15 protein-coding genes are annotated in these 13,437 nt (G+C 62.3%); 5 read left to right on the plus strand and 10 right to left on the minus strand.

Annotated features, from left to right (window positions below; all coding sequences use genetic code 11):
- Positions 1–60 precede the first annotated feature (60 nt).
- A complete protein-coding gene (locus G4D79_RS00200) occupies positions 61–711 on the minus strand; it encodes a DUF305 domain-containing protein (RefSeq protein WP_099696997.1) in 651 nt (216 codons plus the stop codon).
- A gap of 216 nt (positions 712–927) precedes the next feature.
- Between G4D79_RS00200 and G4D79_RS00205 the strand changes: the two genes are divergently transcribed.
- Together G4D79_RS00205 and G4D79_RS00210 are read left to right on the plus strand one after the other, a co-directional pair.
- A complete protein-coding gene (locus tag G4D79_RS00205; protein ID WP_007734457.1) occupies positions 928–1,641 on the plus strand; it encodes a response regulator transcription factor in 714 nt (237 codons plus the stop codon).
- Positions 1,638–2,744 carry a cell wall metabolism sensor histidine kinase WalK gene (locus G4D79_RS00210; protein ID WP_099696998.1) on the plus strand — a complete coding sequence of 369 codons (1,107 nt, stop codon included), beginning with the start codon at positions 1,638–1,640 and terminating at the stop codon, positions 2,742–2,744. The genes G4D79_RS00205 and G4D79_RS00210 overlap by 4 nt, the downstream gene beginning before the upstream one ends.
- Here G4D79_RS00210 and G4D79_RS00215 read toward each other — a convergent pair.
- Positions 2,728–3,018, minus strand: coding sequence for a YiaA/YiaB family inner membrane protein (locus tag G4D79_RS00215; RefSeq protein ID WP_003945505.1), 291 nt, complete (start codon positions 3,016–3,018; stop codon positions 2,728–2,730). The genes G4D79_RS00210 and G4D79_RS00215 overlap by 17 nt on opposite strands.
- Positions 3,019–3,181: 163 nt before the next feature.
- Here G4D79_RS00215 and G4D79_RS00220 point away from each other — a divergent pair, with 163 nt between their 5' ends.
- Positions 3,182–4,390: a macrolide family glycosyltransferase gene (locus G4D79_RS00220; RefSeq protein WP_099696999.1), complete on the plus strand. Its 1,209-nt coding sequence runs from the start codon at positions 3,182–3,184 to the stop codon at positions 4,388–4,390.
- Between the two features lie 6 nt (positions 4,391–4,396).
- Here the strand turns inward: G4D79_RS00220 and G4D79_RS00225 are convergent, their stop codons facing one another.
- The gene (locus G4D79_RS00225) at positions 4,397–4,843 is read right to left on the minus strand and encodes a MarR family winged helix-turn-helix transcriptional regulator (RefSeq protein ID WP_007734451.1); all 447 of its coding nucleotides are present in this window, start codon (positions 4,841–4,843) and stop codon (positions 4,397–4,399) included.
- Between the two features lie 57 nt (positions 4,844–4,900).
- Positions 4,901–6,307: a PLP-dependent aminotransferase family protein gene (locus tag G4D79_RS00230; protein WP_007734449.1), complete on the minus strand. Its 1,407-nt coding sequence runs from the start codon at positions 6,305–6,307 to the stop codon at positions 4,901–4,903.
- 138 nt (positions 6,308–6,445) lie between these two features.
- Here G4D79_RS00230 and G4D79_RS00235 point away from each other — a divergent pair, with 138 nt between their 5' ends.
- Entirely contained in the window at positions 6,446–7,666 is a 1,221-nt protein-coding gene (locus tag G4D79_RS00235; protein WP_003945423.1) for a pyridoxal phosphate-dependent aminotransferase, read from the plus strand.
- Positions 7,667–7,745: 79 nt separating this feature from the next.
- Here the strand turns inward: G4D79_RS00235 and purQ are convergent, their stop codons facing one another.
- Positions 7,746–8,423, minus strand: coding sequence for a phosphoribosylformylglycinamidine synthase subunit PurQ (purQ, locus tag G4D79_RS00240; protein ID WP_003945887.1), 678 nt, complete (start codon positions 8,421–8,423; stop codon positions 7,746–7,748).
- Entirely contained in the window at positions 8,420–8,659 is a 240-nt protein-coding gene (gene purS, locus G4D79_RS00245) for a phosphoribosylformylglycinamidine synthase subunit PurS (RefSeq protein WP_003945817.1), read from the minus strand. The genes purQ and purS overlap by 4 nt, the downstream gene beginning before the upstream one ends.
- A gap of 165 nt (positions 8,660–8,824) precedes the next feature.
- Here purS and G4D79_RS00250 point away from each other — a divergent pair, with 165 nt between their 5' ends.
- Entirely contained in the window at positions 8,825–9,472 is a 648-nt protein-coding gene (locus G4D79_RS00250) for an MBL fold metallo-hydrolase (RefSeq protein WP_042452645.1), read from the plus strand.
- 8 nt (positions 9,473–9,480) lie between these two features.
- On the opposite strand, the gene G4D79_RS00255 is transcribed toward G4D79_RS00250, so the two are convergent.
- From G4D79_RS00255 to G4D79_RS00270, 4 genes are all read right to left on the minus strand, one after another.
- The gene (locus tag G4D79_RS00255) at positions 9,481–10,860 is read right to left on the minus strand and encodes an Ig-like domain-containing protein (RefSeq protein ID WP_099697000.1); all 1,380 of its coding nucleotides are present in this window, start codon (positions 10,858–10,860) and stop codon (positions 9,481–9,483) included.
- 227 nt (positions 10,861–11,087) lie between these two features.
- Positions 11,088–11,792 (minus strand): DUF2334 domain-containing protein, encoded by a 705-nt coding sequence (locus G4D79_RS00260; RefSeq protein ID WP_007734443.1) that lies wholly within the window; start codon positions 11,790–11,792, stop codon positions 11,088–11,090.
- Positions 11,793–11,886: 94 nt separating this feature from the next.
- On the minus strand, positions 11,887–12,384 hold the full coding sequence (locus G4D79_RS00265) for a glutathione peroxidase (RefSeq protein WP_099697001.1): 498 nt from the start codon (positions 12,382–12,384) through the stop codon (positions 11,887–11,889).
- Between the two features lie 47 nt (positions 12,385–12,431).
- The gene (locus G4D79_RS00270; RefSeq protein ID WP_042452648.1) at positions 12,432–13,370 is read right to left on the minus strand and encodes an ABC transporter substrate-binding protein; all 939 of its coding nucleotides are present in this window, start codon (positions 13,368–13,370) and stop codon (positions 12,432–12,434) included.
- Positions 13,371–13,437: the final 67 nt, after the last annotated feature.

Here is a 13,437-nt window from a genome sequence, read left to right on the forward strand (position 1 = left end):
AGCCTCGAACGTATGCCCAGGTAGCCACCCGAGCAAGGTCACGCGGCCAAGGCCTCCTGTTCAACTCCCCTTCAACATCGCTTCCATCTGAGTGATTTCCGCCTGCTGACCGGCAATGATCGCTTCTGCCATCTTCTCCGCCGACGGGTCGAGCCCGTTGTCGAGTTCGGTCTGGGACATGGTGATGGCACCCTTGTGGTGCTCGATCATCATCGTCAGCCACAACTTGTCGAACTCCGCGCCACTGGCATCGGTGAGGGCGGTCATGTCGTCGGCCGACATCATTCCCGGCATCTCGGCCATCCCGACGCCGTGTCCCGCGTGCGCCGACTCATCCATGCCCTCCATCGAACTCGACGAAGGCTCGGGGCGTCCCCACTCCGTCAACAATTCGGTCATCTGAGCCATCTCCGGGCCTTGCGCTGCCTCTATCTGCGCTGCAAGAGAGAGAAGTTCGGCATTGTCGGTTCGACCGTCGACCATCCTGGCCATGTCCAATGCCTGCGCGTGATGCGGGTACATCCCTTCGAGAAACTCGATGTCGGCGGCATTGACACCCGCAGGAATCTCCGACTGTGCTGCAACACTGGCTGTTTCGGAAGAATGGTTGATGCTCTCCCCGGAGTTGTCCGAGCATCCGGCAATCAACAGTGCTGCCGCTGCCACAACCGGAACGAACCGCGCGGCGCTCTTCCTGACCGTCAAAGACATGTTTTCACTCCCGAGAATTGATTCTGTTCGATATGCACTGCACCACAATTGATTTGACAAGAGTGCTGCACATGCACAGTTGCCACGTTACCGGCGAAAATCCACCGCGAAGCCCGATAACCGGTTCGAACAGGCTTCCTTCATCGAATCTTCACAGTCGAGTGGAAACCACCACGCGCCAGCAATGCAGACACGCAGTCGACTAACCTCGGTCTGATGAGCGCCGAACTACGACCTGGCGAGGAACCGGGGCGCGTTCTTGTCGTCGACGACGAGACTGCCCTCGCCAAGGTTGTCGCCAACTATCTGACACGCGAAGGATTCACCGTGCGCCTCGCCCACGACGGGCCGAGCGCAGTACGTTCGGTGCGCGAATTCGAGCCCGCGCTGATAGTGCTCGATCTAATGCTCCCGGGCTTCGACGGCATGGAAGTCTGCCGACGAATCCGTACCTTCTCCGATGCGTACATCCTGATGCTGTCCGCCCGCGGTGAAGAGTCGGACAAGGTGACGGGTCTGGCGGCCGGCGCAGACGACTACGTGGTCAAACCCTTCGGCCCCCGCGAACTGGTTGCGCGAGTGAAAGCACTGCTCAGACGGCCACGCGCGTCGAGTTTGCTGCCAAAAGTGCTGCCGACGCCTCCCGGTCTCGACATCGACGTCCTCGCCCGCACCGTGCATGTCGACAACCACCCTGTCGATCTCACTCCCACCGAGTTCGCGTTGCTCTCCGCGCTTGCATCCCGACCCGACGCTGCCTGGAGTCGGGCCGAGATCATCGCCTCGGTGTGGGGCTCGTCCTGGTTCGGGGACCAGCACATCGTCGACGTCCATGTGCGTGCATTACGCCGCAAACTCGGCGACGACGCGACCGATCCTCGGTTCATCAGAACCGTCAGGGGCGTCGGATACTCCCTGAGGTCGTCATGAACGCGGTCGTCATGAAGAAACTCGGGCTACGCGGAAAACTGCTGCTGGCGCAGCTTGTCGTCCTGTTCGTCTCCTGCCTCGCCATCGCCGCAGTCGCCATTGCCGTCGCTGCCCCGCTCTTTCACAACCACCTCATGATGGCCGGCATCGAAGACTCGAATGTCCGTACCCACACCGAAGAGGCATTCGCTCAGACCATGACCATTGCACTGTTGTGCGGGATCGCGGTCGCACTGGTGGGCGCAGGCATCGCCGCGGTCTACATCGTCCGACGCATCACGGCCCCGATCTCAACGCTGGCGGAGGCGGCGCAAAGCGTCGCAGACGGGAACTTCGACGTGACTATCGGCAGGTCCGACGTAGATGCCGATTTCACGCGTCTCGAAACTGCCTTTGCCGACATGGCGGCACGCCTTGATCATTCGGATCGGGTCCGCAAACGCCTGCTTGCCGATCTTGCCCACGAATTACGCACTCCGGTATCGACTTTGGCTGCGTACGTCGACGGCATCGAGGATGGCGTCCTCCCCACGGACAACTCTTCATGGTCGGTCATGCGCGATCAACTCGAAAGACTGCGTCGGCTCTCTTGCGATCTGGCGGACGTCTCCGCGGCCGACGAACACGCTCTCGAACTCGATCGCCGAGACGAGAAGATCGACGACATCGTTTGCAGCGCAACGGCAGCAGCGGCGCCACGTTTCGCCGATCGTGGAGTCGAATTGACGACCGCGCTACCTCCGCAACCGATCACGGCCGAGGTCGATCGCCAACGAATCGAACAGATCCTCGCCAATCTGCTCGAAAACGCGTTGCGGCACACTCCGAGCGGAGGTTCGGTGACGGTGACACTCGCACGGGAAGGTGACCACCTCTCGGTGTCCGTCACCGACACCGGTGACGGAATTCCCGCAGACCAACTCGAATCAGTCTTCGACCGTTTCCATCGCGGTGATCGATCCGACGGTTCCGGTTTGGGGCTCACGATTGCGCGCAGCCTCGCGCTCGCACACGGCGGCGATCTGTCGGCGCTCCGAAACGAGCAACCTCTCGGCAGCACGCTGATCCTCACCTTGCCGACAGGTTTCAGGCTGCCGCTTTGAACGGATCGTGCTCGGCGATCAGCTTCTCGAGTCGAGCCTCGTCCACTCGAACCCTGACTGTGGATGCCTCCTGCTGATCACGAATCACCTTGGCCAACGTGAACGTACTGGTGACCAAGAACAGCAAGGACATTCCGAGAAATCCGCGTTGCCACGCATCGATCGGAAGATACGCAATTCCGAGGAGGGTGCCGACAAAACTGACGGCAAAGGCTATTCCGGCCTGAAGATAGAAGGCTGCAGTGGTCTTCGAGGGTGTTGTCGGTGTGCTCATGCTTCGAAGTCTGCTCGCCCATCCCGGCACTCGGATGCGTAGTCCTACTCGAGTGCGCACGGTACTTCCCCGGCAAAAATCAGATGCCGTCACCCATCCTGGTGGATAGTCTCGGTCCGGTATCCGGAGTTGTTCCAGAACAGTCAGACGGCAGGAGTGATCGATGACCCGCAGACATATCGCCATGGTGAGCATTCCGGCGCCGGGCCACGTCAATCCGAGCCTGGCGATCATCGCGCGTCTCGTCGCCGCCGGTCACCGCGTCACCTATGCCAACGACGAGTCGATGCGTGAGATCATCGAGGCGACCGGGGCCGAATTCGCACCGTACGTCTCCACGCTGCCCAGCCTCGTCCCTTCTCCCGACGGCGCCGAACCCGAGAAGAGCTGGGACGGGGATCTGATCGATCAGTTGACGATTTTCCAGGACGATTACGAGTCGATGCTGCCGCAGCTACGCCGAATCTACGAAGACGATCGCCCTGACCTCTTTCTCTACGACATCGCCGGCATTCCGGCACGAATACTGGCTCAGCAGTGGGGCGTTCCCATCATCCAGTTGTCGCCGACGTACGTTGCCTGGGACGGTTACGAAGCCGACGCCGCACCGATGTACGACGAAATTCGTTCCGATCCGAGAGGCGTCGCTCTGCTCGATCGGGAGACCCGGTTCTTCCGCGCCGAAGGCGTCGAGGTCGATCCGCGTGAGTTCACCGGACGCCCACCCCGTGCAATCGTGCTGATCGCAGAATCGATGCAGCCCAACGCCGAACGCGTGAACCGCGACGTCTACACGTTCGTCGGCCCCGCACTCGAACCGAGCAGTCAACCTTGGGTGAACCCGGATCCCGAACGCAAGCTCTTGTTGATCTCGCTGGGTTCAGCATTCACCGATCATCCGGATTTCTACCGCACCTGCGTCGAGGCTTTCGGCCAGATGGACGGCTGGCACGTCGTCCTCCAGATCGGAAAGCAGGTGCAGATCTCAGATCTCGGACCATTGCCCGACAACGTCGAAATACACCGTTGGGTACCGCAGTTCGCGATTCTGCAGCAGGCCGACGCGTTCGTGACCCACGCGGGTATGGGCGGATCCAGCGAGGGACTCGTGACCGGGACACCCATGATCGCAGTGCCGCAAGCCGTCGATCAGTTCGGCAACGCCGACTCGCTCGTCGACGCCGGTGTCGCAGTACGCGTCGACAGCGCTACCGTCACGGCAGTAGAGCTTCGTGAGGCGCTGACTCTGTTGAGCGCCGACGAGTTCCGCCGACGCAGCGCGGAGTTGGCAGAAGAACTCGCAGCGGCGGGCGGTGTGTCCCGTGCCGTCGAATTGATCGAAGCCGCTCTACCCGGCAGCGGGCCCAGATAATGTCTGCTACCAGTGCCAGGCGTCGCCGCCCACGTTCTTGATGGTTCGCTGCAGCACAGTGATGGTGGTGACAAACTCCTCTTCGGTGATTCCCTGCATCCGCTCTTCCTGCAGCATCTGCTGTACCCGCGCGGCGCGATCGAACTGCTCGGAGCCCGCATCAGTCGGGCGAAGGACAGACCCGTCTTCGCGCGCCCACCCCAGTTCGAGGGCAGAGTCGACGGCGTCATCGATCACGTCGGTGGATTCGTTCGGACCGATCGTCCGCAAGAGGACAGCGCGCTCCACCCCTTCAGGGTGCAGCGAAAGTTGGTGCAGGACCCACCACCCCGGCTGGGTGACGCCGATCGCTTCGAGTGCTCCGCGCGTGCGCGTGCGAATCGCTTCACCGGCTCGCGCGGTCCAGAATCCGATCGGCTGGTTGGCCGGTGGCTGCATCGCTTGTTTGTTCATGCACACGACGATAAAACCTCAACGGAAGTTCAGGTCAACCACCAGCGAGGTGAAGTTCTACATATGTTGCGTGATTGCTCGGCCGATAATGCGGGCGGCGTCGGGGAACTCACCCGGGTTCGGTCCGGCGTAGTTGAGCCGCAAGAACTTTCCAGTCGGTTCTGCCGGGAACCAATCGTCACCGGCCCCGACGATGACGCCGGCCGACCGGCAGTCCTGCACCACGCGTTCGACGTTCGTGGTGTCCGGGAGCCGAAGCCAGAGGTTGAGTCCGCCTTTCGGTACGGCGTCGAGGTGAGCGTCCGGCGCGTACTCGCGCAGACTCGACACGAGGAGGTCGCGTCTGGCCTCGAGTTGGTGACGAAGCCTGCGCAAGTGCGTTCGCCAGGCCGGTTGGGTCACGACGTCGAGCGCTACCGCTTGCAGCATCCCGCTGACGTACATCGAATCTGCCTGTGTATCAGCCAGAATCCGCTCGTACGCCGGACCCCGAGCGATCAATCCGGCAACTCGCACCGATGGGGACACGCTCTTGGTCAGCGCACGAAGGTAGACGACGTGACCGCTGTCGTCTCGTGCAGCGATGGGGCTGGGATCTGCGGTGATTCCGAAGTCGAGCGCCGAACTGTCCTCGATGAGGAATGCGCCGTGCCGACGGACGGTGTCGAGAACCTTGTCAGCCAACGACGGCGACCACAGCGCTCCCGTCGGACTCGCGAAGCTCGGTTGTGCGTAGAACGCACGGGCACCGGTCTGTTCGAATGCACGCGAAAGCTCTTCAGGATCAGGACCGTTGGCGCCGCTGGAAATCGGAATGACCGTGACTCCAGCCTGCGCGGCGGCCAGGATCGCTCCCCAGTAGGTCGGCGATTCCATGAGCAACGGACGCCCCTCCCCCACCAACGCGCGAAAGGACGTCGCAAGCCCACCCTGACTGCCGGGAAGTACAACCACGTCGTTCGGCCCCGGCGGAGTGATCCCGGCAGGAGTGGCGGAACCCAATTCGGAGGCAAACCAGGACTGCAGTTCCGGAAGCCCGGCAGCGAGGGGCCGATTGAACACGGCGTCGGTTCGCGTCGCCCTGGTGAAGGCTGCACGAACCAGACCTTCCGGCAACAGCTCTCGGGCCGGATAGCCGGAATGCAGCGCGATCACGTCGTTGGAGGTGGACTGCAGCGCCATGGGCAGCTGCAGACGATAGTTCGGCGATCCAAGCGCCGCTGTCTGCCACCCGTAGTCGTTGGGTCGCACGACGCGCGCCGCGCGCACGAAGGTCCCCACACCGGGACGAGCCTCCACAACCCCCTGAGATACCAGTGTTCGCAGCGCCTTCTGCACGGTGACCGGACTCGCCCCGTGCAGGCTGACGAGCGACCGAGTGGACGGAAGCTTCGCGCCTGGAGGAGCCGTCGCGATCCACTCACGCAAGGCTGCGACAATCCTCGAACTGCTATCATTGGACATGTCGAATCATAGTAGCGCTACTCCTCTTTCGCCGCTAGCGCTATCGCGAATCAATGTCCGTTTCCAGACCGAACCCTGAGGCGCCCTTCTCATCTGAAACACAACTCGCCCACCCGAACCGGAGAGGTACGTAACCGCGTGAACACACCCATCGATCAGGCCCGCAAGCTCGAGAATGTCAGGTACGACATCAGAGGGCGAATTCTCGACAAGACCGAAGAACTCGAGGATCAGGGACACACGATCCTGCGACTCAACGTCGGCAATCCGGCCCCCTTCGGGTTCGAAGCTCCGGACGAAATCATGATGGCCATGATCCGCAATCTCCCTACCGCGCAGGGATATTGCGATTCTCGCGGACTGTATTCGGCGCGCACTGCGGTGGTCCAGTACTACCAGACGCGGGGTATCACCGACGTCACCGTCGACGAGATCTATCTCGGAAACGGTGTGTCCGAACTGATCACCCTGACGATGCAGGCCCTCTGCAATCCAGAGGACGAGATCCTGATTCCCGCTCCCGACTATCCCTTGTGGACGGCTTCGGTTTCACTTGCCGGCGGCACGCCCGTCCACTACCTCACCGATGAAAGCCAAGGCTGGGCACCGGACTTCGACGATCTGGAAGCTCGGATCACGCCGCGCACCCGAGGGATTGTCGTCATCAATCCCAACAATCCGACGGGCGCCGTCTACTCGACGGAGGTGCTGCAACGCTTCGTGGATCTAGCGCGCAAACACGATCTGATGCTCTTCGCCGACGAGATCTACGAAAAGATCGTCTACGACGGCCGATCCATGACAAACCTTGCGACGATGACCGGGCGAGACGTTCTGTGTCTGACGTATTCGGGACTGTCCAAGGCCTACCGCGTGTGCGGATTCCGAGCCGGATGGCTGGCCATCACCGGACCACTCGAGCGGGCGTCGAGCTTCATCGAAGGCATCAAATTGCTGGCCAACATGCGAATGTGTGCCAACGTGCCGGCGCAGCACGCTATCCAGACTGCACTCGGCGGACGTCAGTCCATCGAGGACCTGTTGCTTCCACAAGGTCGGCTGACGGCCCAGCGCGATCTCGCACACACCACGCTCAACAGCATCGACGGGATCAGTTGTCAACAGGCCGACGGGGCGCTGTACCTGTTCCCCAAGCTCGACGTCGACAAGTTCGGCATCGTCGACGACGAGAGGTTCGTTCTCGATCTACTGGAATCGGAGAAGATTCTTGTCAGCCACGGTCGCGCGTTCAATTGGATCGAACCCGATCACTTCCGGTTGGTGACTCTCCCCAACACCGACGATCTCTCGACGGCACTCGAGCGACTCGGCAACTTCCTCAGTTCCTACAGCCAGTAGCCCTGGGTACCGGGCCCACATACGACTGAACGCCGACCGGATTTCCGGTCGGCGTTCAGTGGTGAAAATCAGCAGGCGATCAGGCAGTGACGATCGCGTCGAGGGCCGAGTAGAACAAGCCCAATCCGTCGTCACTGGGACCGGTGAGAGCCTCGGTGGCGTGCTCGGGGTGCGGCATCAAACCGACGACCCGGCCGTTGGCCGAGGAGATGCCGGCGATACGACGCTGCGAGCCGTTGGGGTTCTCCTCCGAGTAACGGAAGACGACGCGGCCTTCGCCCTCGAGTTCGTCGAGAACCTTCTCGGACGCCTGGAAGCGACCTTCACCCGACTTGAGGGGGATGAGGATCTGCGCGCCGGCCTCGTATCGCGAGGACCACGCCGTGTTGTTGGCTTCGACCGTCAACCACTCGTCGCGGCAGATGAAGTGCAGACCCTGGTTACGGGTCAGTGCACCGGGGAGCAAACCTGCTTCGCAGAGGATCTGGAAACCGTTGCAGATGCCCAGGACCGGCATGCCGCCCTTGGCTGCTTCCACAACCTTGCCCATCGCGGGAGCAAAACGTGCGATCGCGCCGCAACGAAGGTAATCGCCGTACGAGAATCCGCCGGGAACGATGACCGCGTCGACACCCTTGAGGTCTGCATCGCCGTGCCAGAGTTCGACAGCTTCACCGCCGGCCAGGTTCACTGCCCGCGCCGCGTCGATGTCGTCGAGCGTGCCGGGGAAAGTGATTACTCCGATACGTGCGCTCATGCCTCGACTCGCCTGACGGTCCAATCCTCGATCACCGTGTTGGCCAGCAGGCCTTCGGCGATCTTCTCGAGTTCGGCGTCTTCGACACTGCCGTCGATCTCCAACTCGAACCGCTTGCCCTGACGGACATCGGATACTCCTGCAAAGCCCAGGCGAGACAGTGCCCCGACAATTGCCTGTCCCTGGGGGTCGAGAATCTCGGCCTTGGGCATGACTTCGACGACGACACGGGCCACGTGCTGCTCCTCGGTACTAGTGCGCGAACCCGGAGTGAAACGCTCGGGTGATGGCCAGTTTACCGGGCGGACCCGAGATGGTTCGCATCGAGTGATCGGGGCGTGACGGCCACCACCTGTGAAACCCGCCTGCGAGTCCCTTCGGGGCGGCGCATACTCGAAATCATGCGACTGACACATTTTGGCCATTCCTGTGTGCTCGTGGAGTTGAACGGCTCGAAGATCCTCTTCGATCCCGGCAACTTCTCGCACGGATTCGAAGGCATCACCGGTCTCGACGCCATCCTCGTGACACATCAACACCCCGATCACGCAGACCCGGCGCGGCTGCCCGAACTGGCCGAAGCGAATCCTGACGCCGTGCTCTACAGCGATCCGCAGACGGCTGAAAAGCTCGGTGGGCGCTGGACCGGCGTCCGGCCGGGCGACCGGTTCAGCATCGGCGACGTCGAGGTGACCGGAACGGGCGGAGAGCACGCAATCATCCATCCGGACCTACCGATGATCGACAACACCGCGTTCCTCCTCGGTGACGCCACCAACCCGGCACGGTTCATGCATCCCGGCGATTCCCTCTACGTCCCCGAACAGAAGGTCGACGTTCTCGCCCTCCCCGCCGCCGCACCGTGGCTCAAGATCTCGGAGGCCATCGACTACCTCCGCGCGGTGGCGCCGCGCGTTGCGGTTCCCATTCATCAAGCGATCATCCGCGACGAGGCCGCAGGCATCTTCTACGGTCGCTACTCGGAAATGGCTGCCGACGGCACCGAGTTCCGAGTTCTCGGCGAGGAGTCGAGCGTCGAAGTCGCCTGATTCGGTTCTCACGCACTCACATCGACGATGATCCAGCCGGTGCTCGTGCCACCGGCTGCGTCGGTGAGTGTGTAGAGAATCCTGTCGGTGCCTGCCTTCGTTCCGGCTTCGAACACCACTTCGCCGTTTTCGAGCTTCACGGTGCCACCGAGAAGTGACGTCGCCCCGACGCCGGTCACTGTGATCGAATCTCCGTTGCTGTCATGATCATTCGCGACGGCGTCGACGGCGACTGTGCCGCCTGAGCGGACCCGCGCGGTGTCGAGTGCGGCGTACGGCGGGATCGGGCTTGCCGTGTACCGACCGACGTCGTCGAGTCGAGCCGAGGCAACCTCCGCCGCATCGACGATGGCAGCGAATTCGGTGCCGTCGAAGCGCGAGAGGTCGTTACCGTTCATGATGGTCGATCCCTCGGCGCCGCCGCCGTGGTAGTCGTCGGCATAGAAGTTGTGGCCCAACTCGTGGCGGAGAACGCGGCTGAAGTTGCCGTCGGACTCGGCACCGACATGCGCGTAGCTGTGGTCGAGTTCGAACTTCGAGTAGTAGGCATTTCCGCCACCGGATGCGCACACGACGGTCGCCTGATCGACACTCGACCCGACCTGATCGGACCACAGATCTTCCAACTGCTCGAGATTTTCACAACTGCTCGAGTACGGATCGCCGGCGGAATCTGCCCGCAGGACAACTCGACCGAGGACCGGCCGAATCCCGACGTCTCTGATCCAGATGGCAGCGGTGCGGGCCATTGATTCCTCGGCCCGATCCAGAGCGACGGCGGCACTGCCTGCGCCGTGCGCGGAGTACCACTCGCCACTGAGGTCCAGTCCGACCACGAACTGCTTGACCGTCTTGCCGACCCTTGCGGCCGAGGCCGGCGCAATGGCCGCGGTGGGCCACTTGGGTTTTGCGTCGATCGGCGCCGTGCTGCGACCGACCACCTCGGATCCGACGAACTCTATCGAAACACCACGATCGAAAATCACCTGCCCGCGCAGTGTTCCGGCGGAGTCGACGATGGCCGAGACGATTGCGTCCGGACGCCCTTCCACGCTGCCGATGTACGAACGGGGCGCCGGGATCACCGCGTCGGTCAGCTCTCCGTCGCTGTCTTGCACAGCCATCGAGAACTCGGATCCCCGCAGGTTCATCTTGTGAAGGCGCAGTGTGAGTTGCTCACCTTCATCGTCGACGGTTGCGGTGCGGACGCCATCGCTCGATCCGCTCGATCCGCTCGACCCGCCGTCGACACTGCCCGTCGGCAGCATGTGAACCGCGCCGGTCGGAGCGGCAGACGCGAGCGCCGGAACGAACGCAGCACAGACGACTGCGCCCACAGCCACGGCGACAAGACCCTCGGCCGACTTGGAGAACACTCTCGTGCGCATGGCGAGATCCCAATCCCATCTACTAGCGGCAGATTAACTGCACGCACTCTAGCAGTGGGAGAGTTGGCTGACCCAGCGCTCTAATTGATCGTCCGTTTTATGCGATTTTGACCCACTCTGCACTACTACCAGCAAGGAAGTAGAGAAACGCGAAGAGTCTGCCCGCTCGGACAACCCGGACAGACGACATGTTCTCGTAGCTATCAAATAGTTGCCAACTGCCGAATTCAGGCAGCGCCGAGCTCCTGAGACGGGGAGTTCCACCGATACACCTGCGAGTCGGCTTCGTGGAAGAGGGCAAGGTCGACGGCGTCGAGGACGGCCTGACGTGGGCCCTCGTTTCCCAACTGCTTGGCCGTGATCGACAATCTGACCAGTCCCCCACGTTTGGCGGCACGCCCGGCTCCGAGAACCAATGCGCGACACCACCACGGCTCGGCCTTGAAGCCTTCGCCGATCCCGAAAACCCTTCCCCGTTGCAAGGTTCCGCGGGTCAGATCATGTACTGCCCCGAGGCCTGCCATCGTGCGAAAGCCCGTCTCCGGCAACACCGACATGGCACCGGGCGATGCCACCCAGCGCGGCGGTGCGAACACCCGGGTCCGAAGGCCTGCATGCTCGAGAACGCGGTCCGCAGCGAGTAGTCGCAGTTTCGCTTCGTGCTTCGACAGAGTGGCGAACTCGGCTCGGCGACGCTTGGTCGCGGCCTGGTCGTAGCCGTGCAGAACGATGGCATCGCCGTGCTCGCGACGCTCACGCAGCCAAGCCGTCGTCACCGCGTCGTCGGCCAGTCGGTATTTGTCCTTCAGTCGCGGCGCCACCAGGAGCGACAAGCGGACACCTCGAGTGTCCATCTCGTCTGCGAATCCGGCAGCGAGATAACATGTCTCGTCTCTGATTCCGGATACCGACACGATCAGTTCTGCGGACATACTCCGATAGTGGCAGCTGTGGGTGAACAGCACACTGCCGCCGGATGATCATCCGGCGGCAGTTTTCAGCGCACCTACTGGTTCTTGGAAACCTCTAGTTCTTGGGAAGCGCAGCTTCGATCGCGGCGACAACCTCGGGTGCGTCAGGCTCGGTCCGCGGACGGAAGCGGTTGACGACGGTGCCGTCCGGTCCGATCAGGAACTTCTCGAAGTTCCACTGAATGTCTCCCGCAGCGCCTTCGGCGTCGGCCGCCTTGGTGAGCTCGGCGTACAGCGGATGCTGGTTTTCGCCGTTCACCTCGATCTTCTCGAGAAGCGGGAACGTGACGCCGTAGGTAGTGGAGCAGAACGTCTCGATCTCTTCGGCGGTACCCGGTTCCTGCCCCATGAACTGGTTGCACGGGATACCGATCACGGTCAGACCGCGATCGGCGTACTCGCTGGCCAGCTTCTCGAGCGCCGAGTACTGCGGGGTCAGTCCACACTTGGACGCGACGTTGACCACGAGGACGGCGCGGCCGTCGTATTCACCCAAATAGGTAGGCACGCCACCGAGGGTGTTGATCGCGATGTTCTGTACTGGAGTTGTCATAGGCTCCAACTTAGCGACTCTCTCACGCACTGCTCCTTCGCGCACTGCTAATTCGACGCTCCGAGAATGCGATCGAGGTCGTCCAGAACGGTGAGGCCGCCGAGCGGTCCGACGCCGGTGATCCAGTAGGACATGTCCACCAGATGCGGGTTCGGGAAGAATCCAGCGTTGTCGGCCACGGCCTTCGGCATCGTGCCGGCATCGGCCGGTTTCGCGGAGGTGACCAGGATGAGGTCGGCGTTGGCTCCGGAGACGAATTCCGGGGAGAGGTCGACCGAGATCGAGTTCTCCCAGTCGCGTGCGGGAATCGTGAGTCCAGCACATTCGAGAGTGCTTCCGGCAAACGACGTGGGTCCGTACAGCGTCAGAACGTCGTCGCGTGGGCGGATCAGCTGAGCGGTCTTGCCCTCGGTGCTGTGCTTGCTCGCCACTTCCTCGCAGCGTGCCGTGTAGTCACCGAGCAGTTCACCTGCCTGATCGGTCTTGTTCAACGCCTCTGCGACGAACTGGACGTTGTCCTGCCACGGATCGGTCTGAGTTGCCATGTAGACGGTCGGTGCGATGGCAGCGAGCTGCTCGTACAGATCACCGTGCCGCGATTCCGTTCCGATGATCAGGTCCGGGCTCAGTGCGACGATCTTCTCGAGGTTCGGTGCCGCGACGGTTCCGACCATCTCGATCTCCGCCGCCTTCTCACCGAGGTACGCCGGAACGCCGGTCGTCTCGCTGAGTACCGCGGTGCCCACGGGAATCACGCCCAGCGCTACCGACGTGTCGAGCTGAACCGGCTCGAGCACGACAACTCGCTGCGGATCCGTCGGTACGTCGGTAGTTCCACGGGCGTGGGTGACCGCGTGCACGGTGTCGGCAGACTGACTGCCGGTATCCGTCTTGTCGTCACTGCCACACGCCGTTGTCGTTGCCACTATGGCGGCGAGGACAAAACCACCCAGCATGTACTTCGTCCGCGAGTTACTGCGTTTCATTCACAAACTCCTGTTACCGACTGCTTCCGACCGTCACAGCCACGTGCATTCACCGCGGCTGAGCAAA

Origin of the sequence: Rhodococcus sp. WY5 (assembly GCF_018588185.1) — a bacterium.
Taxonomy (GTDB): domain Bacteria; phylum Actinomycetota; class Actinomycetes; order Mycobacteriales; family Mycobacteriaceae; genus Rhodococcus_F; species Rhodococcus_F qingshengii.